The 24,790-nt window shown below is 59.9% G+C and carries 18 protein-coding genes; 12 read left to right on the plus strand and 6 right to left on the minus strand.

Annotation, left to right across the window (positions count from 1 at the left end):
• The first annotated feature begins 4 nt into the window (after positions 1-4).
• The gene (locus tag FZZ92_RS05320) at positions 5-1,117 is read left to right on the plus strand and encodes an FAD-dependent oxidoreductase (RefSeq protein ID WP_226422741.1); all 1,113 of its coding nucleotides are present in this window, start codon (positions 5-7) and stop codon (positions 1,115-1,117) included.
• A 4-nt stretch (positions 1,118-1,121) separates the two neighbouring features.
• Here FZZ92_RS05320 and ndk read toward each other — a convergent pair whose 3' ends face one another.
• Positions 1,122-1,577, minus strand: a complete 456-nt coding sequence (gene ndk / locus FZZ92_RS05325; RefSeq protein WP_115024564.1) for a nucleoside-diphosphate kinase — start codon at positions 1,575-1,577, stop codon at positions 1,122-1,124.
• A 114-nt stretch (positions 1,578-1,691) separates the two neighbouring features.
• Between ndk and speA the strand changes: the two genes are divergently transcribed.
• Together speA and FZZ92_RS05335 are read left to right on the plus strand one after the other, a co-directional pair.
• Positions 1,692-3,626, plus strand: coding sequence for a biosynthetic arginine decarboxylase (gene speA, locus FZZ92_RS05330; RefSeq protein WP_226422742.1), 1,935 nt, complete (start codon positions 1,692-1,694; stop codon positions 3,624-3,626).
• A 77-nt stretch (positions 3,627-3,703) separates the two neighbouring features.
• Positions 3,704-4,597: a methylglyoxal synthase gene (locus FZZ92_RS05335; protein WP_226422743.1), complete on the plus strand. Its 894-nt coding sequence runs from the start codon at positions 3,704-3,706 to the stop codon at positions 4,595-4,597.
• 19 nt (positions 4,598-4,616) lie between these two features.
• Here FZZ92_RS05335 and FZZ92_RS05340 read toward each other — a convergent pair whose 3' ends face one another.
• Positions 4,617-6,389, minus strand: a complete 1,773-nt coding sequence (locus tag FZZ92_RS05340) for a CHASE2 domain-containing protein (protein ID WP_370631248.1) — start codon at positions 6,387-6,389, stop codon at positions 4,617-4,619.
• Positions 6,386-7,195 carry a FecR family protein gene (locus tag FZZ92_RS05345; protein WP_226422745.1) on the minus strand — a complete coding sequence of 270 codons (810 nt, stop codon included), beginning with the start codon at positions 7,193-7,195 and terminating at the stop codon, positions 6,386-6,388. The genes FZZ92_RS05340 and FZZ92_RS05345 overlap by 4 nt, the downstream gene beginning before the upstream one ends.
• A 140-nt stretch (positions 7,196-7,335) precedes the next feature.
• Here FZZ92_RS05345 and FZZ92_RS05350 point away from each other — a divergent pair, with 140 nt between their 5' ends.
• Positions 7,336-8,655: an ATP-dependent 6-phosphofructokinase gene (locus tag FZZ92_RS05350; RefSeq protein WP_226422746.1), complete on the plus strand. Its 1,320-nt coding sequence runs from the start codon at positions 7,336-7,338 to the stop codon at positions 8,653-8,655.
• Between the two features lie 131 nt (positions 8,656-8,786).
• Positions 8,787-10,265 carry a mechanosensitive ion channel family protein gene (locus FZZ92_RS05355; protein WP_226422747.1) on the plus strand — a complete coding sequence of 493 codons (1,479 nt, stop codon included), beginning with the start codon at positions 8,787-8,789 and terminating at the stop codon, positions 10,263-10,265.
• A 15-nt stretch (positions 10,266-10,280) separates the two neighbouring features.
• On the opposite strand, the gene alaS is transcribed toward FZZ92_RS05355, so the two are convergent.
• The gene (alaS, locus tag FZZ92_RS05360) at positions 10,281-12,950 is read right to left on the minus strand and encodes an alanine--tRNA ligase (RefSeq protein ID WP_226422868.1); all 2,670 of its coding nucleotides are present in this window, start codon (positions 12,948-12,950) and stop codon (positions 10,281-10,283) included.
• A gap of 25 nt (positions 12,951-12,975) precedes the next feature.
• Between alaS and FZZ92_RS05365 the strand changes: the two genes are divergently transcribed.
• The 5 genes from FZZ92_RS05365 to FZZ92_RS05385 all read left to right on the plus strand — a co-directional run bounded on the left by FZZ92_RS05365 (position 12,976) and on the right by FZZ92_RS05385 (position 18,539).
• A complete protein-coding gene (locus FZZ92_RS05365) occupies positions 12,976-13,392 on the plus strand; it encodes a hypothetical protein (RefSeq protein ID WP_115025006.1) in 417 nt (138 codons plus the stop codon).
• Positions 13,389-16,586 (plus strand): DEAD/DEAH box helicase, encoded by a 3,198-nt coding sequence (locus FZZ92_RS05370; protein WP_226422748.1) that lies wholly within the window; start codon positions 13,389-13,391, stop codon positions 16,584-16,586. The genes FZZ92_RS05365 and FZZ92_RS05370 overlap by 4 nt, the downstream gene beginning before the upstream one ends.
• 2 nt (positions 16,587-16,588) lie before the next feature.
• Positions 16,589-17,476 carry an SWIM zinc finger family protein gene (locus tag FZZ92_RS05375; RefSeq protein ID WP_226397456.1) on the plus strand — a complete coding sequence of 296 codons (888 nt, stop codon included), beginning with the start codon at positions 16,589-16,591 and terminating at the stop codon, positions 17,474-17,476.
• Between the two features lie 24 nt (positions 17,477-17,500).
• Positions 17,501-17,980, plus strand: coding sequence for an MEKHLA domain-containing protein (locus tag FZZ92_RS05380; RefSeq protein ID WP_226422869.1), 480 nt, complete (start codon positions 17,501-17,503; stop codon positions 17,978-17,980).
• Positions 17,981-18,146: 166 nt separating this feature from the next.
• Entirely contained in the window at positions 18,147-18,539 is a 393-nt protein-coding gene (locus FZZ92_RS05385) for an Hsp20/alpha crystallin family protein (protein WP_226422749.1), read from the plus strand.
• Between the two features lie 110 nt (positions 18,540-18,649).
• On the opposite strand, the gene FZZ92_RS05390 is transcribed toward FZZ92_RS05385, so the two are convergent.
• Positions 18,650-19,945, minus strand: coding sequence for an NRAMP family divalent metal transporter (locus tag FZZ92_RS05390; RefSeq protein WP_226422870.1), 1,296 nt, complete (start codon positions 19,943-19,945; stop codon positions 18,650-18,652).
• 82 nt (positions 19,946-20,027) lie between these two features.
• Between FZZ92_RS05390 and FZZ92_RS05395 the strand changes: the two genes are divergently transcribed.
• A complete protein-coding gene (locus FZZ92_RS05395) occupies positions 20,028-21,776 on the plus strand; it encodes a diflavin flavoprotein (RefSeq protein WP_226397458.1) in 1,749 nt (582 codons plus the stop codon).
• On the opposite strand, the gene FZZ92_RS05400 is transcribed toward FZZ92_RS05395, so the two are convergent.
• Complete coding sequence (locus tag FZZ92_RS05400; RefSeq protein ID WP_226397459.1) at positions 21,770-22,909, minus strand: hypothetical protein; 1,140 nt, start codon at positions 22,907-22,909, stop codon at positions 21,770-21,772. The genes FZZ92_RS05395 and FZZ92_RS05400 overlap by 7 nt on opposite strands.
• Positions 22,910-22,959: 50 nt before the next feature.
• Here FZZ92_RS05400 and FZZ92_RS05405 point away from each other — a divergent pair, with 50 nt between their 5' ends.
• Entirely contained in the window at positions 22,960-24,762 is a 1,803-nt protein-coding gene (locus FZZ92_RS05405) for a diflavin flavoprotein (RefSeq protein ID WP_226397460.1), read from the plus strand.
• The last annotated feature ends 28 nt before the right edge of the window (positions 24,763-24,790 follow it).

Below are 24,790 nucleotides of genomic sequence, written 5' to 3' on the forward strand. Positions count from 1 at the left end.
AGCCATGACCCCTGCACAGACGCCAGCAACGCTCGTGCTGGGGGGTGGGTTGATGGGCTTAGCCATTGCCCATCAACTCGCCCGTCACAACCAAACAGTGCTGGTGATCAGCCGACGCCGCAGCGAAGCGGCAGGTTTTGTTGCTGCGGGCATGCTGGCGCCCCATGCCGAAGGCCTGAGCGGCGATCTACTACGCCTGGGGCAGGCCAGCTTGGAGGGGATTCCCCGCTGGGTCGCCCAAATCGAAAGTGACAGCGGCTTGAGCTGCGGACTTCGCACCAGCGGCATCGTGGTGCCATTCCGCACAGCAAGCGAACGGGACGCCTACCCAACGGCCCAGCTCGGACAAACACTCGACCGCGCCAGCCTGGATCGAGAGATTCCAGGTTTGGGCCCGGATTGGACGACAGGGTTGCTCTTCGAACAAGACGGCCAAATCGACAACCGCCGTCGACTGATGCGAGCTCTAGAGCGCGCCTGCGTCTCCTTGGGCGTTCAATTCATGGAAGGCGCCGAAGTGATTGCTCTAGAGCGTGATTCCGCGGGACACCTCTGCGGGATCCATCTGCGCAGTGCCGAAGGAAGCGAGCAACAGCTGCACTGCCGACAAGCGGTGCTTTGCAGCGGCGCCTGGAGTCAACACCTGGTGCCCGAGCTCCCGGTGTTCCCTGTTAAGGGTCAAATGCTCTCCCTGCAAGGGCCGCGGGAAGCGCTCAAGCGCGTGATCTTCGGCCCCGGGACCTATCTGGTTCCACGTGAGGACGGACTAATCGTTGTGGGGGCCACCAGCGAACGGGACGCTGGATTCGCGGAAGGCCTCACACCCGATGGCCAAAAACAACTCCAAACAGGCATCACCAGCCTGCTCCCCATGGCCGCTAACTGGCCGCCCATGGAGCGTTGGTGGGGGTTCCGACCCTGCACGCCAGACGAAGGCCCCTTGCTTGGGTCAGGCCCATTTCCAGGACTCTGGCTGGCCTGCGGTCATCACCGCAATGGTGTTCTCCTCGCTGCCATCACCGCCGAGCTCACTGCCGGCGCCGTGATGCAAAAAGCCCCCAACGCGGCCGCAAAGGCGTTGCTGGAGGCTTTCCACTGGAACCGATTCGAAAACTGAGCGATCAGCCCTCGACCCGCCACTCCTGATCGGATGGGGACCAGTCGTTCAGCTCAGAGGCTTCGAACCAAAGACCAATCTCAAATGCAGCTGTTTCGGGCGCATCGGAACCGTGAATCACGTTGCGACCGATGTTGACGGCCAGGTCGCCACGAATGGTGCCGGGCTCAGCCTCGAGGGGCTTGGTGGCGCCGATCAGTTTGCGGGCGCTGGCGATCACACCATCGCCTTCCCAAACCATGGCCACCACAGGACCGGATGTGATGAAGTCGACGAGACCGGCAAAGAAGGGACGCTCTTTGTGGACGCCGTAGTGCTGCTCAGCCAGGGCGCGGCTGGGGGTGATCTGCTTCAGGCCCACCAGCTTGAACCCCTTGCGCTCGAAGCGGCCGAGGATCTCGCCAACCAGGCCGCGCTGGACGCCGTCGGGCTTGATGGCGATGAACGTGCGTTCGGCCATGGTGTGTGTCAATTAAAAGCGCCGCCATCGTCAGTGCTGGCCACCCCGCTTGGCAAGCACAGGCCTTGGGCAGCGCAGGGAATGTCCCTAGATTCCGTCCATTCCCCACGACGAATGCCAGTGGCTGACAGCGAAGGCTGGTCGATTGAAGACAGTGCTGCGCTGTACGGGCTCGACCGCTGGGGGGATCCGTACTTCTCCATCAACGGGCGCGGGCACATCAGCGTCCAACCCCAAGGAGATCGCGGCGGAAGCCTGGATCTGGTGGATCTGGTGTCGGAGCTCAAAAGCCGAAATCTTGCCCTGCCGCTGCTGATTCGCTTCGACGACATCCTCGAAGACCGCTTGGAACGGCTCCACGCAGCCTTTGAACGCGCCATCGCGCAATACAGCTACCAAGGGCGATACCAAGGTGTCTTCCCGGTGAAATGCAACCAACAACGCCACGTGGTGGAGGAGTTGGTGAGCTGCGGCCACCGCTGGAACTTCGGGCTGGAAGCTGGCAGCAAAGCGGAGCTGCTGATCGCTCTATCGCTGCTGGACGATCCCGAAGCCTTGTTGATCTGCAACGGCTACAAAGATCGCCTGTACATCGAAACGGCAATCCTGGCGCGACGCCTGGGACGGCAACCTGTGGTTGTGATTGAACAGCCAGACGAAGTCGACCGAATTATTGAAGCCAGCAAAAATCTGGGTGCTGCGCCCTACATCGGTGTGCGAGCCAAGCTCTCCAGCCGCAGCACAGGGCGCTGGGGCAGTTCCGTCGGCGACAAGGCCAAATTTGGTCTCTCCATTCCCGAGTTGTTGGCAACGGTGGAACGTCTTCGGGACCACGATCTGCTCCAGGATCTCCGCCTGCTGCACTTCCACATCGGCAGTCAGATCAACGACATTGCCGTTCTCAAGGACGCTCTCCAAGAAGCGGGGCAGATCTATGTGGAGCTCACCCGCCTAGGGGCCCCGATGGGATTCCTGGATGTCGGCGGCGGACTCGGCATCGACTACGACGGCAGCCGCACAGCATCGGCAGCCTCCACGAACTACTCGCTCCAGAACTACGCCAACGATGTCGTGGCCACGGTGCGGGAATGCTGCGAACCCAATGATGTTGCCGTGCCCACGCTGGTAAGCGAAAGCGGCCGCGCCATTGCCAGTCATTTCTCCCTGCTGGTGTTCGACATCCTGGGAAGTAGCGCACTCCCGGCCTCGATTCCCAACGCCACAGGAGACGAACCACTCACCGTTCGCAACCTCCGGGACACCCTCGCCACCATCCAACAGCTGTCGGTGAAAGCGGATGCGCAGCTGGTGCGGCTTCAGGAAGCCTGGAACGACGCCTTGAAGTTCAAGCAGGATGCTCTCGCCGCATTCCGGCTTGGATACATGGGTCTGCCCGACCGAGCCACAGCCGAACAGCTGACGTGGGCCTGCGCCGATGCCATTGCAAAACGGCTGCCAAAAGATCAAGCCATCCCTGAAGAGCTCTCAGCCCTCAGCAAAGCCTTGGCAGGAACGTATTACGCCAACTTGTCGATCTTCCGCTCGGCACCCGACACCTGGGCCATCGATCAGCTGTTTCCAGTTGTGCCCATCCAACAGCTGGATCAACGGCCGACACGACTGGCCAATCTCGCCGACCTCACCTGCGATTCCGATGGACGCCTGGATCGCTTCATCGGGGATGGACAACCCAAACATCTGCTAGAGCTCCACGAGCTCAATGACAACAGCCCGTATCTAATCGGGCTTTTTCTCAGCGGCGCCTATCAGGAAGTGATGGGCAATCTGCACAATCTTTTTGGCACAACCAACGCCGTCCACATCCGCCTCAGCCCAGGCGGTAGCTATCGCATTGACCACGTCGTACGGGGTGACACCAATGCCAATGTGCTCGAGGCCATGGAGCACGACCCCCGCGCCTTACTTGAGCGCTTGCGGGTGGCGGCGGAGGCGGCCATCAACAACGGCCAACTCCGCATCGACGAATCACGTCGTCTTCTTGATCACCTCGAAAGCAGCCTTCAACAAACCACATACCTTCAGGACTAAGAACAACGGCTGCGTCTTGCCAAGTGCACAGCTGATTGACAAAAAACCCTTAAGGTCTGATCAACGTTTTATCGATTATGGATCGCAACGCACTGATCGAGATTCTTCAGCGCGAAGGCAACCTGAAGCATTCCTTCAACACCGATGAGATCAAAAGCCTCGCTGAATATGTCTCGATCGAGGTGATCCAAGCAGAAACCATCTTGATGAAGAAGGGCGAACCCTCAGACAGCATGGTGTTCATCCTGGATGGACTTGTTCAAATCCTTGACGGCGAACGCCAGCTCGCCATTGAACAAACAGGAGCCATTATTGGAGAGAGCCTCTTTTCAGAGGAAGCAACGCGCGTTGCTGACGTTCAAACCATTGAGCCAACAACCGTTGGTCGATTTTCAATTCACGACTTCGAAAACTTCCTGGGCCAAAACCAGCCGCTGGCCCTGAAGTACCGAGAATACTTTCAAGCTATCAGGCGCGCACGAGCCGAGCAATTTGCCGCCGAAAACTATAGCGACAAGCGGAAATACTTAGCCCTGATTGCTCACAACAACATGAAAGAAAGTTTGATGGAATTTTGCGGCATACACACCAACAAATTAGAAACATTTCCACTGATTGCAACCGGCACGACGGGCAGCATGCTTTATAAGAAAACTGGGCTTTGCCTTAGCAAGAAAGTGGCATCAGGCCCCCTCGGTGGCGATCAGGCCGTCGGAACTCTGATCTCAACCCAGAACATCTGTGGCGTGATCTTTTTCAGGGACCCACTCTCCTCACATCCCCACCATGCTGATATCGAGGCGCTGGGACGTCTCTGCGACGTTTATCAGATCCCATTTGCCACCAATCCACAGAGCGGCGAAGCCATTCTCGACTATCTCATCTCAGGGAAAGCAGAACGCGAATTGATTCCCAACCAAGTACTTCAGACCTATGTTCAGGGTCAGAAAAAAGTTGTTGAAGCGGGTTAAAACCAAAACCAGCCTTCTTTTAACCAGAATCCGAATCAGACCGAAGCGCAAGCAAACCAAAGACAGGGATGGGTTCAGGCCAACCTTTCACAGCATGGGACCCCAGATCCTCCACCACAACATCCTCCGCGATGAGATTCCTGACGTCTCCACTCATCAGGATTGGATAGTCAGGGAAGCGCCGTGTAAGGGATTCAAGCCGGCTGGCCAGATTCACCGGAGCTCCAATCACGGTGTACTCCAACCGGTGGCTCGAGCCAAGATTGCCGGCGATCACTTCACCGCAGTGAATACCAATTCCCTGGCGTAGGGGTGCCAAACCCTCCTGATCGAGTTCTCGATTCAGAACCTCAAGGTTGGCCTGCATCGCCAGGGCAGCCCGCACAGCCGCCAGAGCCTCGGCACGATCGCCCCGATGCACGGGCACGCCGAATTCCGCCATCAGGGCATCGCCAATGAATTTGTCCAACAACCCCTGCTCCCGCAGCACCGGAGCTGCAATTGCCTCGAAATAGCGATTCAACAAGCCAAACAGGGCCTCCGCATCCATCACGTTGCTGCGGGCTGTGAATCCCACCAAGTCGGTGAACAACACCACGCAGCGCTCGCGACGACCGCCAAGACGCGTCCAGCTCTCCTGCCCCGACCGCAGCATGTCGCGCATGAGATTCGGTGACACTCTGCGAGACAGCACCGAGTGCAGAAATCTCCGTTGAACGCTTTCCCGCTGAAATTGGTCTCCCGCCCGGAGACTTCCCGCGATCAACGGCATCAGCATCAAAGCTGCGCCAGGCAACCAAAGGCCGTTGAACCAAGCCAAAACAACGCCCCCGGTTACCAGAGCCTCCAGAAGAGCGGTTGTGATCGCTGTGCCAAGGGCGGTCGATGGAGCTGCGATACGCCATTGACACAACAGCAACCAGAGGGCCATCAATACCACCAAATGGGAGACATCAGGCGAGCGAAAGCCTCGTCCGCTTTGGAAGCCTGCAATGGCCGACAGCAAAACCTCAGAGCCGCTCTGCTGACCAAAAGGGGTCTCCAGCTGATCACCCAGCGAAGGGGCGGTGGAACCGATGATGACGACCTTGTTCCGCCAGGTGTCTTGCGGAAGCGTGCCCACGGCCCAGGCTGGAATCACCGGAATGTGTCCGCTGGGTCCGAGGAAATCAATGCCGTTATCACCTTGTGATGAAGCAACCCCTGCAGCGAGGGGCGCTAAGGGGCGAGGGTGAGGCTCAGAAAATTCATTGAGCATCCCCTTCAGGCTCTGCCGTCCCGGAACAGCCTGCACAACGCCGAAGGCGTTCATCGAAAACGCCGACAGTCCCACGGGATAGCTCGTGTACCAGGGACGTCTCAGTTGAACCTGCTCGTGACCCTCCAGCTGCTGTCGCACCAAAGAGGCACTCAACACCACCCGGTCTTGCCATGGTTGCAGCGCCTGTTGGAAGGCCAGGTCGTCGGTTGGACCAAAACCGCTGGGCCCAACATGAACGATGTTGAAGACGACACGACGGGCACCCTGACGGAGAACCGCACGGGCCAGGTCTGCCTGCAGCGCACGCGGCCAGGGCCAGGAGCCGAAATCAGACAGCTGTGGATCCAGTGACGCCTCATCAATGCCCAACAGCACCACGTCATCGGGGGGCTCAATCGGGCCACGCCATTGAAAAAGGAGCTGCCGACCCGTGGCGTCCAAACGCGACAGCAACGGGAGCATGGCCAGGGGCAACAGCAGCGATGTCCGCCACAGACACGGAACAAGATGCCGGCGGATCAAACGTCTCAAGGGGCTGGCGCAGAAACCCCCAGTTCCCGCTCGATGTCCGGCAAGGTCTCCAAGGGGGTTGAGAAACCGTTGATGAGAAGGCTCTTCTGAAGGCGGCGTTCAGCATCCTGGGCAGACAGTGGCTGGGGGGGCTCCCAGTCGTACTCCTGCTGATCCTGTTGACGCGAACGAGGACTGCTGTAGCCATCTCGCCCAGGAGTCGGCGGCGTCACGATGCCGCCGCCCAACTCACCTAAAGCGGATTCCAAACCATCCAAGCGACCGCTGACCTCAACCATCTGACGCTTGAGATCCAAAAGCAGCTGCTGACCACTGTTCAAGGTGAAGCGTTGGCCATTGCTCGTCTCCACCCGAACCCTGCCTTCCCAGCTGAACACCTTGAACTGCTTGTCGGTGAACTCCAAAAAAACGGTGGTGCCCTGAATCGAAGCCGTGGCCAACCGCGTTTTGATCGAGAAGGGACTGCGATGCGGAGTCCCTGGCTTGATCCAGCCGATGATGGAACCCTTCAACAGTTCGACGTCGGACCCACCCAAGCGCAACAGAGCATCACCCCCCATGCGGAACTGACGCCCGTTGCCCAACATCACCTGCATGCGACCTGGCTTTGTGGTGCGTAGCAACGCATTCGTCTTCAACGACTGACCCGAGCGTGCAGTGATCTCAGTAGCACCGGGCAGCTTGACGAAGGCAGGCCCCGCCGGGACCTCAACAACACGAGGCTGAGCGGCACGACTGGGCAGGGCCCAGAGGGCACTCCCGAGCAGCAGCAGCGCACCTGCCTGAACGAAAACTGCCTGTTTCAACATCTGTCATGCAGCAGTTTTTCAAGACTGGCAGCCGGACATGGATTACGCCACCAGCGAACCAAGACAACAACGACTTGACGTTGGTTGCAAAGTAAAAAATCCGTCGTCAGATTACGAGCACTGAGTGTCTTACACGCATGGCATACGAGAACGTTCTGAAAAATCCCGATAACTTCAATTTCGAGATTCAACAGCTTGGGGAAGCAACCTATGCCAACCCCTGCAGCCAAGAGATTTTTGTTGACGACTCAGAGAAAATTATTTTTTCCAGCCAGATCAAGAACCTGAATCATCAACTCGAAACATGCAAAAAATTGCCGGCATTTGAGAAGGCCGGCGCCCGGGAAAAAATCTTTCACAATCTAGATACAACCCGCGCAGCAATCATCACCTGTGGCGGGCTATGTCCAGGGCTGAACAATGTGATCAAGGGACTGGTCAAAGTCTTGGAACAGGACTATGGCGTCAAAGAGATTGTTGGCATTCGCTACGGCTACAAAGGCTTGACGCAACAATCAAATCAAGAACCGATCCAGCTGAATTCATCTGTTGTTGAACAGATTCATAAACAGGGCGGGACCATTCTTGGATCGTCGAGAGGCAATCAGGATCCAGAAATCATGGTGGACGAGCTCCAGCGTAGAAAAATCAATCTCCTGTTCTGCATCGGCGGCGATGGCACATTGAAGGGGGCTCAAGCAATCGCGGAAGCAGCCAACAAACGTCAAGCCAAAATCAGCATTGTCGGCGTGCCGAAAACCATCGACAACGATCTCGGTTTTGTTGAAAAAACCTTCGGCTTCGAAACCTCTGTCCAGGTAGCGTCGGAAATCATCACATCCGCCCACCACGAAGCAGAAGGTGCTGAAAACGGCATTGGAATCGTGAAGCTGATGGGTCGAGACTCTGGCTTTATTAGCGCTACAGCATCACTGGCCAATTCGATTGTGGATGTCTGTCTTATTCCCGAGATCCCGTTTCAAATCAGTGGGCCCGAAGGCATCTGTGCAGCGATTCAACGCAGACTGCAACGGAACAACCATGCTGTGATTGTTGTCGCAGAAGGGGCTGGGCAAGACCTTTTCAGCAACAGTGAAAGCAGAGTCGACGCTTCCGGGAACATCCTCAAGGATGATATTGGAGAACTTCTTAAAGAGGAGATAACGGCATACTTCAAACAAAATAATCTCGCAATCAGCATCAAGTATCTGGATCCCAGCTATCACATCCGAAGCGTTTCAGCAAACGCAGCAGATGCAGTATTTTGCTACCTACTTGCGGAACATGCCGTGCATGCGGGCATGAGCGGAAAAACCAATCTTGTGATCGGCTACTGGAACAATTTCTTCACCCATGTCCCCATTCAACTGGCCACAAAGGAACGGCGGATGGTTGACCTTGACAGCGCCCTCTGGCGTGGCGTCATCAGCGCAACCCAGCAGGACAAGCATCCCTAATCAGCACGAACTCAAACTGAACAAACGAGCAGGGGGTGAATTGATTCGTCACCCAACTGGAACAAGATCAAAAAAGTTCCGGCCCTGACCTTGGAAGTTCCCCACAATGAGTTGCGACGGGTCAGTGGGTCATGGTCTTGGCATTGCAATGGCTACTCACAGTTGTCGGCCTGTTTGGCGGATTGGTCGCCAAGCGCATCTGCCAACGCTTCAGCATGCCACCGTTCCCTTGGCGCACTCCTTGGATTGCTCTACTAGCGCACACCACGGAACAGACGATCGAAGGCTTCCGCATTCCGATCTCAGCAGGGCTTGATCTCAGCCTCATCACAGGCATTCTCGCTTCGATTGCCATGAGCCGCTGCCTGGTTTGGATCGCTCTCGAAATCCTGCCAACACTGCGGATTTTGCCGTCCAGCCCAAAAATTCTGCGAGATCTGATTTTCATTCTCGGCAGCTTGTTCCTAATCGCTCTGAACCTGAAGGAGCAAGCCAGCATCGACCTGGTGGGCCTGGTGACAACCTCAGCAGTTCTCACGGCTGTTGTTGGTTTAGCCGCCCAGGATCCACTGAAAGACCTCATCGGTGGGTTGAGCCTTCAACTCGAACAAGTAATCCGGGAAGGCGATTGGGTTGAAATTGATGGACACATTGGCCGAGTGCAATCAATCAGCTGGAGAGATACAGAAATTAACAGCCTTTATGGGTCAAGACTGATCTTTCCACATACAAATTCCAACTCAAGCACAATCGAAAATTTCACAAGCAATGGAGCCTATGGCAACAAGCTGATTATTGGACTGGATTACAGCATGCCGCCAGATATAGCCAAAAAAATAATGCAGAAGATCTCTGATAATCACCCGCTGGTTCTTCGATCACCAGCCAGCATCATTCGAATCCGCTCATTCGAAGAGAGCTGCATCAACTACGAATGGATCAATTGGCACAAAGACTTCGGCCAAAGCCGTGCGCTCCGTGGTGACCTGCAAGAACAGCTTTGGTATGCGCTACAACGTGAAGGCTTCAGCTTCCCATTCAGCGTTCGTGATGTACGAATTACAAAAAATGAGCAGCAACCAAAATCACTCTCTTCCAGCAAAGACAACTTACTCCAAAGCATTCACCAACTCCTGAGAGACAACCAACTCTTTTCCATCCTTTCCGACAATCAGATACAAAAGATGATTGAAATGAGCTCGTTTCACACATACGGACCCGGAGAAATTATCGTCAAAGAAAACGAAGATGGAGACTCACTCTTTATGCTAATCAATGGCAATATTTCTATCCAGAAATCATCAATTCCTCAGGACAATGCCGAAATAGCTCAACTTCAATGCGGAGACATCTTTGGGGAAATGACTGTTTTTACCGGATCTGCTCGCAGTGCAACAATTCAGAGCATCAGCAAAGTCGACCTGCTCGAGGTGAGTCGACAGGCCATCGCCGAACTCATCGATGAAGAGCCAGGCCTGATCGAGCGCTTTGGCCAATTAATCAGCGATCGGCAAGCTCAACTGGCCAAACTCACCATCCAATCGGTACCACCCAACAGTCGAGACGTGGTGGGGCGCATGAAAGAACTCTTCCAAAGCCTGCTCTCGTAGCAGCGACTCCTGTTGTCATACGGCACCAAGTGCCGCAGCCAATTCAGCTTGAGCTGCCTCAAGAGCACCAGGCAAGGCAGCACCATCACGACCCCCGGCCTGCGCCAGGTTCGGGCGACCACCACCGCCGCCGCCGCAGCGCTTGGCGATGCCACCGATGAACTTGCCGGCCTGGAGCTTGGCGCCGATCACCTGCTTGCCGAAGGCCGCCACCAGGATCACCTTGCCCAGATCTGCGGGATCCGGCAGACCACCGATCACCACAGCCGCGCCATCCCCCAGCTGATCCACCAGGCTCTGGGCCGCTCCCTGCAAACCGGCGCCATCGACCCCGTCGAGGCGTTCCACCAGCAGCTGGAAATCGCCCACGGCCTCGGCCTTGGCGGCCAAAGCACCGGCCTTGGCCACCGCCAGTTCCGCCTGTGCCGCCGCCAGCGCCTTACCGGTGGCCTTGAGCTCATCCTGAAGAGCCGCAACACGATCAACGATCTCGGCAGGCTGCGCCTTGAAGCGATCCCCCAGCTGCTTCACCACCGCATCGCGCTCATTGAGATACGCGAGCACAGCGGGGCCAGCGACAGCTTCAATCCGGCGAATGCCGGCAGCGACGCCGCTTTCCGCCACGATCTTGAACAGACCGATCTCTGCGGTGTTGGCCACGTGGGTGCCGCCGCAGAGCTCCATCGACACACCGGGAACATCAACGACGCGCACCACATCGGCGTACTTCTCCCCGAACATCGCCACAGCGCCGGCCGCTTTGGCCTGATCAATCGCCATCTCCTGCACGTCAAGCCCGTGGGCTTCGGCAATCCAAGCGTTGATCAATGCTTCGATCTGCACCAGCTGCTCCGCCGTCACCGCGTTAGGGGAGTGGAAGTCGAAGCGCAGTCGATCGAAATCCACCAAGGAACCGGCCTGGCCGATCCCCGGATCCACCACCTGTTTGAGTGCAGCCTGGAGAAGGTGGGTGGCGGTGTGATTCGCCTGAGCCCGGCGCCGGCAGGCACGATCCACCTGCGCCTTAACGGTCTCACCCAAGGCGAGCTCACCGCGTTCCACACGACCGGCATGCACGAACACATCACGGCTACGGCTCACCGACTCAACCCGCACGATCAAGTCTGCACCGGCCAGCACCCCGCGATCGCCCACCTGGCCACCGCCTTCTCCATAGAAGGGTGTGGTGTCGAGCACCACCTGAACGGCATCACCAGCCTTCGCGGTGGTGGCCGGTTCGCCGTTCACCACAAGCGCCTGGACGCAGGAGGGGTGGTCGAGAGCCACATACCCCTGGAAGCAGGTCGCCGCCTGATCAGCCACCACCTGATCGATCGCATCCTGAAGCGTGAGATCGATGCTCACCGCAGCGGCCTTGGCCCGCTGACGCTGCTCCTCCATCGCCGCCTCGAAGCCATCGAGATCGACGGCTAAGCCCTGCTCCTCAGCAATTTCCTGGGTGAGCTCCAGGGGGAAGCCATAGGTGTCGTAAAGCTCAAAGGCCTGGGCACCGCTGATCTGCGTTGGCTTGGACGCCAGCACCTCCGCCAGCAGCTTCTCACCGCGCTCCAAGGTCTCGAGGAAACGAGCCTCCTCCCGTTGGAGTTCGGCCAGAATCACCTCCTGCCGCTCAATCACGCTGGGGTGGGCCCCCTTCAGCAAGGCAATCGCCGCTTCCCCCATGGTGACCAAGAAGGGCTTGTCGATGCCCAGGAGGCGGCCATGACGCACCACCCGGCGCAACAGCCGCCGCAGGATGTAGCCGCGGCCAAGGTTGCTGGCGGTGACGCCATCACAGATCAGCTGCGTCACAGCACGGCTGTGATCGCCGATCACTTTCAACGACGTCTTGCCCTTGTCGTCGAGCTGGTGGTAGTCGACCCCTGCCAGCTCCGCGGCCGCCTGGATCAACGGAAAGATCAGGTCGGTTTCGTAGTTGTTAGGGACCTTCTGCAGGATCTGAGCCATCCGCTCCAGACCCATGCCGGTGTCGATGTTGCGATTGGCCAGCGGCGTGAGCGTGCCCTCAGCGTCACGGTTGTACTGCATGAACACCAAGTTGTAGAACTCGATGAAGCGGTCGTCGTCCTCCAGATCGATGCCCTCATCACCCAGCTCAGGCGTGAAGTCGTAATAGATCTCCGAGCAGGGACCACAGGGCCCAGTCGGCCCCGAAGCCCAGAAGTTGTCGGCCTCGTCCATGCGGATGATCCGCTTGGGGTTTACCCCCACCACATCGCGCCAGATCTGCTCGGCTTCATCGTCTTCACGGAAGACACTCACCACCAGATTTTTGGGGTCGATGCCATAGACAACAGTGCTGAGCTCCCAGGCCCACTCAATCGCCTGCTGCTTGAAGTAATCCCCAAAGGAGAAGTTGCCGAGCATCTCGAAAAAGGTGTGATGCCGGGCGGTGCGCCCCACGTTCTCGATGTCATTGGTGCGAATGCACTTCTGAGAACTGGTAGCCCGGGGAGCCGGCCTCTCCTGCTGGCCGAGAAAGACCGGCTTAAAGGGCAGCATTCCCGCAATGGTGAGCAACACCGTTGGATCGTCGGGAATCAACGAAGCGCTGGCCATCCGCTTGTGACTGCGCTCGGCGTAGAAATTCAGGAAAGCCTCACGGATCTCCTCACCGCTGCGCGGTGCAGACGCTGCAGAAGACGACGATGCGGCGGCGACCATGACAGGAAGGGGGGATCCTGCCGTCATGATCGCCTTTGAACCGCCGGCGCCCGTGGCCGTTCCTCCCAGTGATCCTGAGATTCGCCAGCGATTGAGACTGCAGTCGATCGGCTGGGCTCTAATTGCCGGCATCAGCGCAGGGCTGATCAGCCTGCCCTGGGGCTTGGAAGCAGCCGTGCGTTCTGGCGGTTGCGGTCTGTTCTACGGACTACTGGCCTTCCATCTGCAGCGGGTGGACCCCGATGACGGGCATCTTCAAGCGGGTCTGGTGGGGGCGGTCTGCGGGCTGCGCAGCCTCGGCATGCCGCTACCCCTTGACAACTGGCAGGTCGATGGCCTGGCATCATTAGTACTGGAGCTTTTTCTGGCCTGGCTGCCGTTGATCGGCAGTGCTCTCCTGCTCCAAGGCATCCTCCGCTTCCTGCCCGCGTCGCGGCCATGAGCCTGCTGCACGCCACCTGGCTTCCCGCCATCCGTACCTCAAGCAGTTCCGGCCAACCGGCACTGCTCGTTTGGGCTGACACCTGGCGGGTGGCCACACCGGAAGGGCCAGGCCTCACCCCGGCGCTGCATCCCTTCACCCTCAGCCACGACGACCTCAAGGCCTGGCTCAGCGAACGCGACCTTCTGCCCGGCGGCAGCATCGATGCCACGGCTTGTCTCACCCTGCCAAGCCGCACGGTGAAGCCGCGCAAAAGCCGAAGCAAAGCAGCGGATCCAGCGCCAGAGCCACCGGGCTGGACCGGACTGCCGATGCAAGCCGGCGAACCGATCCCCAAACAAACCGAATGGTGGCCTTGGCAGGTGCAGGGGCTTGCCGTGGAACCCTCAGCAGCCACAGAGTGGCTGTCCCGCTTGCCGCTGTCGGGGACCAACCCGGACCTGGCCGATGAATTGCGCTGGTGGAGCCATTTGCAGCGCTGGGCCCTGAGTCTGGTGGCCCGGGGCCGCTGGATGCCCCAGATGGAACTGAGCAAAGGGGAGGGCTACCCCCATCGGGCCCGTTGGGTGCCGCTGCTTAACCGAGAAGAAGATCGACGTCGGCTCGAGGATCTGGCAGCCAGCCTTCCCCTAGTGGCCACCTGTGCCTTGCCCTGGCGCGAACCACTGGGGCGCCGCAGCAACCGCACGACCCGGTTGCGGCCAGAGGCGATGCGGGCCGCCAATCCCGTCGCCAGCTGCAGGCCCCGCAGCGGTCGCCTGCGGGTGGCGACCCTGCTGGAAGACCTTGTGGACGCCCAGCTGCGCAAGGACTTCGAGCCCTCCAGTGATGGCCTTGATCCCCTGCTGACGCTCTGGCAGGAGGCCCTGGGATCAGAGACCGGGGTGATCGAGATCGGTGATGAGGAGGCCGAACGACTGGCCAGCGCAAGCCATCACTGGCGGGAAGGCATCGCCGGCGGATTCGCCGCGGCCCGGACCTGCCTGGAACTGCACACCCCACCGGATGGGGAGGATCTCTGGGAACTGCGCTTCGGACTGCAGGCGGAAGCCGACCCAAGCCTGAAGCTCCCGGCCGCCGCAGCCTGGGCCTCCGGCGCCGAAATGCTCCAACTGGGTGAGATCCAGGTGGACCAGCCCGGCGAAGTGCTACTGGAGGGCCTCGGGCGGGCCCTGACGGTGTTCCCACCGATCGAACGGGGGCTGGAAAGCGCCACGCCTGACACGATGCAACTCACACCGGCCGAAGCCTTCGTGCTGGTGCGCACCGCAGCTCGGCAACTGCGGGACGCCGGTGTGGGTGTGGAACTACCCCCGAGCCTCTCCGGTGGACTAGCCAGCCGACTGGGACTGGCGATTAAGGCTGAACTACCGGAGCGGTCGCGGGGCTTCACCCTCGGTGAGTGTCTGGATTGGGAGTGGGATCTGATGATCGGTGGGGTGACGCTCACCCTGCGAGAACTGGAGCGACTCAGCGGCAAGCGCAGCCCCCTGGTGCGCCACAAGGGGGCCTGGATCGAACTGCGTCCGAACGACCTCAAGAACGCCGAACGCTTCTGTGGCGCCAAAGCAGAACTGAGCCTCGACGACGCGCTGCGGTTGACGGGAACGGAAGGGGAGTTGCTGATGCGGATGCCGGTGCACCGCTTCGATGCCGGCCCACGGCTGCAGTCGGTGCTGGAGCAATATCACCAGCAAAAAGCCCCCGACCCACTGCCGGCCCCAGAGGGATTCTGCGGCCAATTACGGCCTTATCAGGAGCGGGGCCTGGGCTGGCTCGCCTTCCTGCATCGGTTTGACCAAGGGGCCTGCTTGGCCGATGACATGGGCTTGGGCAAAACAATCCAGTTGCTGGCGTTTCTGCAGCACCTCAAGGCGGAGCAGGAATTGAAGCGCCCTGTGCTGTTGGTGGCGCCCACCTCAGTGCTCACCAACTGGCGAAGGGAAGCGGAAGCCTTCACCCCCGAGTTGGCGGTCACCGAGCACTACGGCCCGCGTCGTCCCTCCACACCGGCCGAACTGAAGAAAGCCTTGAAGGAGGTGGACTTGTTACTCACCAGCTACGGACTGCTGCAACGCGACAGCGAACTGCTGGAAACCCAGGACTGGCAGGGGGTCGTGATTGATGAAGCCCAGGCGATCAAGAACCCCGGCGCCAAGCAGAGCCAAGCAGCCCGGGATCTGGCCCGCCCCGGCCGAAGCAAAAGCAACCGCTTCCGCATCGCCCTGACCGGCACCCCAGTGGAAAACCGCGTCAGCGAACTGTGGGCGTTGATGGACTTCCTCAACCCCAAGGTGCTGGGGGAGGAGGACTTCTTCCGCCAGCGCTACCGGATGCCGATCGAGCGTTACGGCGACATGTCGTCTCTGCGCGACCTCAAGGGGCGGGTCGGACCATTCATCCTGCGCCGGCTCAAGACCGACAAAACGATCATCTCGGACCTTCCCGAAAAGGTGGAGCTGAGCGAATGGGTGGGGCTGAGCAAAGAGCAAAAATCCCTCTACAGCAAAACCGTGGAAGACACGCTTGATGCCATTGCACGTGCTCCGCGCGGGAAGCGCCACGGCCAAGTGCTGGCCCTGCTCACCCGGCTAAAACAGATCTGCAACCATCCCGCCCTTGCCCTGAGCGAAGGGGCTGTAGACGATGGCTTCCTCGGCCGCTCCGCCAAGTTGCAGCGGCTAGAGGAGATCCTTGACGAGGTGATCGAAGCGGGCGACCGGGCTTTGCTGTTCACCCAGTTCGCCGAATGGGGGCATCTGTTGCAGGCCTGGATGCAACAGCGCTGGAAGGCGGAGGTGCCCTTCCTGCACGGCGGCACCCGCAAGAGCGAACGTCAGGCGATGGTGGATCGCTTCCAGGAGGATCCCCGCGGTCCGCAGCTGTTCTTGCTCTCGCTCAAGGCCGGTGGTGTGGGCCTCAACCTCACCCGAGCCAGCCACGTTTTCCACATCGATCGCTGGTGGAACCCTGCCGTGGAAAACCAAGCCACCGACCGGGCCTACCGAATCGGCCAGACTAATCGGGTGATGGTGCATAAATTCATTACCAGCGGCTCGGTGGAAGAAAAAATCGATCGCATGATCCGGGAGAAATCACGCCTGGCGGAGGATGTGATCGGCTCCGGGGAGGATTGGCTCGGCAGCCTCGGTGGCGATCAATTGCGTGATCTCGTTTCCTTGGAGGACACCTGACCATGACCCTCAGCAACAACAGCACCAACGGCAGCACCGCCATCGGCGACGACGGCCTGGGCCAACAGCCCTGGTGGGTGGAGCAATGGATGGAGCTGATCAACGGTTACCGGTTCAAGAAGCGGTTGGAACGGGCCTGGGGCTATGCCCGGGAAGGCCATGTGACGTCGATCCGCTTCGAAGGCCGCCGGGTCCATGCCCGGGTCCAAGGCACCGATGAAGCGCCTTACAAAGTGAAGCTCTGGCTGGATGTGCTGAACGATGAAGATTGGGGCTATGTCATGGAAGCCCTGACCCAAAAAGCCCGCTGGTCGGCCCAACTCCTAGCGGGGATCATGCCCTCAGACATCGAACGGGCCTTCGCCGCCAGCGGCAAACGCCTGTTCCCGTTCAAGCTGCAGGAGGTGCGCAGCGAGTGCAGCTGCCCGGATAAAGCCAACCCCTGCAAACACATCAGCGCGGTGTATTTCCTGATGGGGGACCGCTTCAGTGAAGACCCCTTCGTGTTATTCCAACTGCGGGGCCGCACCCGAGCTCGGCTACTGGAGGACCTGGCGGAACACCGGCGCAAGGCCCTGGCTGAGCGGGCGGAGGCGGCCAAGGAAGCGGGCATTACCAACATCCCTGACGATGCCACCCCCCTGCCGCCCCATCCAGCAGTGCAGGATCCCGCCCTGTGGTGGCGCTACAACCGCAGCCTCGATGGCGACCTGGTGGTGATCACCCCGGCGATGGATGGAGACACCGGCCTGGATGCCGCCGGAGAGCTGCCACTGGCGGAAGACCCGCGTTTCGCCGATGCCCGAAGCACCTTCCTCAGCAACCTCAAGGCCCACGGCCAGGCCAGTGCCCAGAAGGCGATGCTGCAGGCCATGGCGGCCGGCAGCTGAAGCGACGTGGAGGGGCCTGGAGCCATGGCCTGCGAAGCCGCCTGGCTCACCTCCGAAAAACAAGGGCTCGCCGGGGTGCTGCTGCAATCCCATCAACGGGCCTTCTGTCGCCCGCTAATCGCCGCCGCCCAACCGGGCCGCTCCAGGCGCCTGCTGTGCCAGGAGCTGTTCGCCTGCGGCTTTCCGGTGCTGGCCCACGGCACCGAAAACGACCCGAAACTGAGTTACGCCAATGCCGCAGCGCTGCAGCTCTGGGAGACCAGCTGGCATGAGCTGATCGGCCTGCCCTCACGGCTCACCGCACCGGAAACCGAACGGGCAGAACGCAGCAACGCCCTGGGCCAGGCCAAACGTCTGGAGGCAGTTCAGAACTATCAAGGCAATCGGATCAGCCGAAAAGGGCAGCAATTCATGATCAACAACGCCCGTATCTGGACGCTCTGGGATGCAGAAGAGCGGGTGTGCGGCCAGGCGGCCTGCTTCAGCGACTGGTGGTGGCTTTAGGGAGATTCGGTTTCAACACCATCCCTGTCGTGCCAGCCGAACCTGGTGGTAGAGACCGAATCAAAACGGGCGGTTCTCACGCTTCTGGTTCTCATCCAAGCGGCGCAGATTGTGTTGGCGGGCAATCAACCAAGTCCGCAGATGTTCATTCTTCAAAGCAACCATCATGCTGACCCTCCGCCAATCCCCCTTCGATCTGTTCGAGCGTCTCGAGCAGCAACTTGCGACCGCAGAGCGCGTCCCCAACGCCGAAATCCATGAGACTGAATCCAGCTACATCGTGCGGCTGGAACTGCCTGGCGTGGACCGCGACTCCATCGACATCAAGGCCACCGATCACAATCTGGTGATCAACGCAGAACGCACAGCCGCAACCGGCGATGACAACAATGAACCTCTGCTGAGCGAATTCCGCAGCGGCACCTGGAGCCGCAGCTTCCGCTTCCCCCACAGCCTTGATCGCGACCAGCTCAAAGCCAGCTACCGCGACGGCATTCTTGAAATCAACGCCGGCAAAGCTGTTGAACACACCAGCGTTTCGGTGAAGATCGAGAACTGAACAGCCATCGCACTAAACAGCATCGAGCTGAAGCAGCTCATCCCCACACCGAAGAACGGAAGCCCAACCCCTGCCCATGGCAGGGGTTTTTTGATGGCTCCGCATTCGGGTTAGCCCCCAAGGCCGAAAAAGAAGCGGCCGATGAACAACAGGCTGAATCCGCTGAAAAACACCAAACCAAACCAGCAAAACGCCTGGGTGAGCCGCGCATAACGGTGCTCGAGCGGAACCAACGGACTGTTGATCGTGTCCATCGCCATCCAGGCGAACAGGGGCGCCGTGAGGAAACTGCCGGTCATCGCCCCGAACACGAAATCCTTCACCCCAATACCGCCGGTCTTGGCCACCACCAACGCCAGCACAGCCGCCAGGAAATGCACGATGACCCAGATATCGAAGCGACGTTGCATGGGCCCCGGTGCCGAGTCACCACTGTCGTGATGGCGCAGCAAGCCCTGAATCGCCGCAATGCTTCGGGGGTAGGCATCAAGACAGGTGAGGGTGGTGCTGAACATGGCGAAAAAGGCCGCCGGAATGATCACCCAAGCCGCCCAACCGCCCATGGCGGCCGTATAGAGCTTGATCAGCTTCTGAGCGAAGGACACACCACTGCCAGCGAGCATTCCATCACCGCTGCCGTACATCGTGAAGGCGCCAAGGATCACGAAGAACATCGCCGTCACCACCGTGACGCCATAGCCGAGGTTGAAATCAAATTCCGCTTCCTTCGGCGTTGCGGTGTGGTCGGTATCCCGGGCACGGGAGAACATCCACAAGGATGGCCACACGCACATCTCCACCGGACCGGGCATCCAGCCCATCAAGGGAATCAAAAAGGCCAGGTTGGCAAGGGTCCAGGGACTGGGATCCGTGCTGACCCAACTCGCTGCCACATCACCGACGGGGCCGCGAATCAACAGTGATGCGGCCGCGATCCCTGTGAGCAAGGTGAGCAGCACCACCAGCAGCTTGGAGAGACGGTCCAAAGCTCGGTAGTGCCCCAACAGCAGCACCAGGCCACTCACCGCCAACACGGCGATCGACAGTCCATAGGGGTCCAATCCCGCCAGCAGGGGGATGTTGGTGAGCAGCAGCCCCGCAACAAAACTCACTGCAGCGATGGTGAAGGTGCCTGTCACCAGGCTCACCACCAAATACAGCGGGAGGTAGAGCGGATTGCGTTGTTGGAAGCCTTCCAGCAACGACAGTCCGGTGGCCGCCGTAAAGCGGGTGCCCACCCGCAGGAACGGGTATTTGATCAGATTGGTGAGCAGGATCAGTCCCACCAGCGCAAAGCCGAAACGGGCCCCCGCCGTGGTGGAAGACATCAAGTGGGATCCACCAATGCAGGCACCGGCCAACAGGATCCCGGGACCAATGCTGCGTCGAAGCGTCGATGACGCCATCACAAGGTTGCGGTTGCTACCAGTCTCCGCCGCCTTCCCCCGCTGAATCTCCGTAAAGTCGACATCCGTCACGGTCGGTTTCATGGTCGTTGCTCCCGCTGCTCCGAAGCTGTCGCTGCAGTGCGAGGCCATTGCAGCCGACACCAGCACGATTCGTTCCCTGGACTGGGATCGCAGCCGCTTCGACATCGAATTCGGCCTGCGCAACGGCACCACCTACAACGCCTTCCTGGTGCGGGGCGAACGCACCGCCCTGATCGACACCAGCCACGCCAAGTTCCGCGATACCTGGATTCCCCTGCTCAAGGAGCAGATCGATCCAATCGAGATTGATGTGTTGATCGTGAGCCACACGGAGCCGGACCATTCCGGACTGATTGGGGATCTGATCGACCTCAACCCAAACATTGAAATCGTCGGATCGAAGGTGGCGCTGCAGTTCCTGCAGGACCAGGTGCACCGACCCTTCAAATCCCGTGCCGTGAAATCTGGGGAAGAACTGGATCTCGGCACGAACCCAGCCAGCGGCATTCAGCACCGCTTCGAATTCCTGAGCGCTCCGAACCTGCACTGGCCAGACACGATCTTTTCCTTCGATCACGGCACAGGCATCCTCTACACCTGCGACGCCTTCGGCCTGCATTACTGCTCCGACGATGTCTTCGACGCCGACCCTGGCGCCATCGCTCCCGATTTCCGCTTCTACTACGACTGCTTGATGGGTCCCAATGCCCGCAGCGTTCTGCAGGCCCTCAAGCGCATGGATGGCCTGCCGGAGATCAACACGATCGCCGTGGGTCATGGCCCCCTGCTACGCCATCACCTCAGCCACTGGGTCAGTGACTACCGCGACTGGAGTGGTCAACGCAGCAAGGGAGAAAGTTATGCAGCCGTCTGTTATCTGAGCCAGTACGGCTTCTCCGATCGGATCAGCCAAGCCATTGCCCACGGCATCGGCAAGGCGGATGCCCAGGTGCAACTGGTGGACTTGCGGGCCACCGATCCCCAGGAACTCACCGCACTCATTGGCGATGCCAAGGCTGTTGTGGTGCCGACCTGGCCATCGGAACCGGAACCTGATCTCCAGGCCTCGATCGGCACCCTGCTGGCGGCCCTGCATCCCAAGCAACTGGTGGGGGTCTACGACGCCTTCGGCGGCAACGATGAACCGATCGACGCCGTCGCCGATCAACTGCGCAGCCAGGGGCAGAAACCAGCATTCAGCCCATTAAGGATCAAACAACTGCCCCAGGGCAGCGACTATCAACGTTGTGAAGAGTCCGGCACCGACCTTGGTCAGCTGCTCACCAAGGAGAAGACAATCGCGGCGATGAAAAGCCTCGATGGCGACCTCGACAAGGCTCTTGGTCGCATCAGTGGTGGCCTCTATGTGGTCACCGCAAGCCAGGGGGACGGCGAATCGCAGCGCCGCAGCGCCATGGTGGCCAGCTGGGTGAGCCAAGCCAGCTTCACACCACCGGGGCTCACGATTGCTGTCGCCAAAGATCGTGCAATCGAAGCACTCATGCAGGTCGGCGACAGGTTCGTGCTGAATGTTCTCCGGCAGGACAACCACCAGGAGCTGATGCGGCATTTCCTCAAACGCTTCCCCCCCGGTGCCGATCGTTTCGCCGGGGTGAATGTGCTGGAAGGGACAGCCGATGGAGGCCCGGTGCTGGCCGATGCACTGGCTTTTCTTGGCTGCCGGGTGGAGCAGCGAATGGAAGGCCCCGATCACTGGATCATCTATGCCGTCGTGGAGCAAGGCAACGTGGCCGATGCCGATGCCAGCACCGCGGTGCATCACCGCAAGGTGGGCAACCACTACTGAGCTTGCAGCTGATCCAGAGCGTCAAGAAGATTCGTGAGCAAGGCATCAACGTGTTGGCTCCTCCGCCATTCACGACGATGGATCCACTGATCTGAGCAGTCGCGCCACCAGCCCTCATCAGCCGGCTGACAGAGGGCAATGCCTCGGTGATGAGGGGCCAGAAAGATGGCTGCAGCCAAGAGGTTGGTGCCGAAACCCAACACATTCAAGGGTCCACTCCCTTCACGCGACCATCCGCTCGACAGCCGCACCTCGAGGGGGGCATCTGATGAGAACAGCTCCAACGATCTTCCTTGATGCAGCGGATTCAACAGCTGCTGAACCAAGGAATAGTGAGCTTCATTTTTGGGATGGGCTTGCGCCCACAACGGTGCATCTGCGCGCACATGTCGCAAGGCGGAACGGATGGCGCGAATGAAGTACGCACTGTTCGCGATTCCTGGCGTCCGGCGCCAACCAAACGATCTGCCAAAGAGCCGCCAGCGAACATGCCATTTGGGCACTCTCAGGTAAGGCAGGCAGAGCATCACGCCCGGTTGATGCTTTCGGCTGATCGCTTCATCGTCAAGCAATGCAGAACGGAAATTCGCGCAAATGTCGAGCATGGCCTGGAGCCGCAACAGCTCAACAGGACGGTCGAAAGGCAGCAGCGGATCCTGACGAACCGAAGCAAAGACTTCAGAACAATTCACGACCTCCAGCACCTTGCTGCGTTTGCGCTGTGCTTGATCTGAATACAAGCGCGTCTCGACCCCAATCGATTCCCCCAGCTCCACCACTTCTGAAGCCTGGTACGAAAGCAGCATCCGCTGCCCTTCACGATCATCCAACCGTGGCAGCAGCAGCAGGCTGCACTTCAGGGGCTCAGACCGAATCAGCAGGCTGTCCCCAGCACTGAGCTGAAGCACTCGAGTCTGATCAGGGGGGATCTGGATGAACTGGCACTGATGTCCATCCTGGGAAGCGAGATCCCGCAACAGCGGCTGGAAGGCTTTGGTCGAATGGCTGAACTCGTCGCGATAAGGCGAGACAACGTGCAGCCGGGTTCCTCGTATTCCTCGCCAGCGCAGATAGGCCAGAGCCGAAAGGGTGGTGATCAGCTGGGAGGAGAGAACAACAACGCTCTGCGCCACAGGTCTGCTGCTCTCACTAACAACACGCCTACATTCAACTGGCTTCGAAGATGAGCGTGACCAGCACCGCAACCACGCGTCGCACGATCCAACTGCCGATCGACGATGGGGTCGTTGGTCTCCGCGGTCTGAGCCCTCAACGAAACCGCTTTGAACTGGAGTACGCCCTGGAGCGGGGAAGCACCGCCAACAGTGTGTTGTTTGAGGCCGGTGATGGTGCCCCTGCCGTGTTGGTTCACCCTCCAGGTGTGGCCTACAGCGGCGCCTTTCTTCCGGTGCTTGCCGACGCCCTACCCAGCAACGATGCGCCGCTGCTGGTGGTCGTGGGTCACGTCAATCCCAATCGCGTTGCCTTGCTGCGGGGTTTAGCGGAGGCCTATGCCGGGCTGGAACTGATCGTCTCCAACCCGGGCGCCAAGTTGATCAAGGAACTGTGGAGCCAACGCAAACCGGCCCCGCCCGGAGAAACAAGCGAACAACCACCTTTGCCCGACCTGCCGCCCCTGCGGATCATCCGCCAGGAGCAAACGCTTCCCCTCAGCCATCAGCGCAGCCTGATGCTGCTGCCCGCCCCAACCCCCCGTTGGCCTGGCGGGTTGCTGGCGTTTGAGGAAAGCCTCGGCTTGCTGATGAGCGACAAATTCTTCAGTGCCCACCTCTGCACGGACAGCTGGGCCGAAAGCAACCGCAGCAGCACAGAAGAAGAGCGCCGTCACTTCTATGACTGCCTGATGGCTCCCATGGCCAGTCAGGTTGATGCCCTGGTGGAACGGCTCGAAGAGCTGGATATCCGCACCATCGCTCCGGGCCATGGCCCCGCAATCGAAGCCAGTTGGCGCAGCCTGCTCAGTGACTACCGCCGCTGGGGAGAAGGCCAGCAGAACGCCAGCCTGACGGTGGCCCTGCTGTTCGCCAGCGCCTACGGCAACACCGCGGCCATTGCCGACGCCCTGGCCCGCGGGGTCAGCCGCACCGGCATCCGGGTGAGCAGCTTGAACTGCGAATTCACCCCGGCCGATGAACTGGTGAGCACCATCCAGCAGGCCGATGCCGTGTTGATCGGCTCACCGACCCTGGGGGGTCATGCCCCCACGCCGATTGTTTCGGCCTTGGGCACCCTGTTGGCGGAAGGAGATCGCAACAAGCCCGTGGGGGTATTCGGCAGCTTCGGCTGGAGCGGCGAGGCGGTGGATCTGCTGGAAACCAAGCTGCGGGACGGCGGCTTCAGCTTTGGCTTCGAGCCGATCCGGGTGAAGTTCAGTCCAGATGCCGCACGGGTGAAAGAGCTGGAAGAGACGGGCACCCGTTTCGCCCGTCAACTGCTGCAGAGCCAGAAGCGAGCGCAGCGGCGCAGTGCAGGAGGGTTGAGTGAAAGCCGCAGCGATCCAGCGGTACTAGCCCTGGGCCGCGTGATCGGCTCCCTCTGCGTGCTCACCACACGTAAAGCTGATCTAAGCGGCGCCATGGTGGCCAGCTGGGTGAGTCAGGCGAGCTTCAGTCCTCCCGGCATCACGGTGGCAGTCGCCAAAGACCGCGCCGTGGAAGCCTTACTGCACAAGGGCGATCGCTTCGCCTTGAACGTTTTGGCAGAAGGTCGCGAAACAGCAGCGATGAAGCAATTCCTGCAGCCGTTCGAGCCCGGTGCTGATCGCTTTGCAGGCCTTGAGCTCGACACAAGCCCCGCCGATCAGCCGTTGCTACCGGATGCCCTGGCATGGCTAGACGGGAAAGTAAGCCAGCGGATGGAATGCGGCGACCACTGGCTGATCTACGCCGAAGTGGATCACGGTGGGGTACTGGATGCGAAGGGCAGCACTGCGGTGCACCAACGCCGGAGCGGCGCCAACTACTGAGCCGGCAACCCGAACCATCGCCTAACTC

This window comes from Synechococcus sp. MU1611, from assembly GCF_020514255.1.
Lineage (GTDB): Bacteria > Cyanobacteriota > Cyanobacteriia > PCC-6307 > Cyanobiaceae > Parasynechococcus.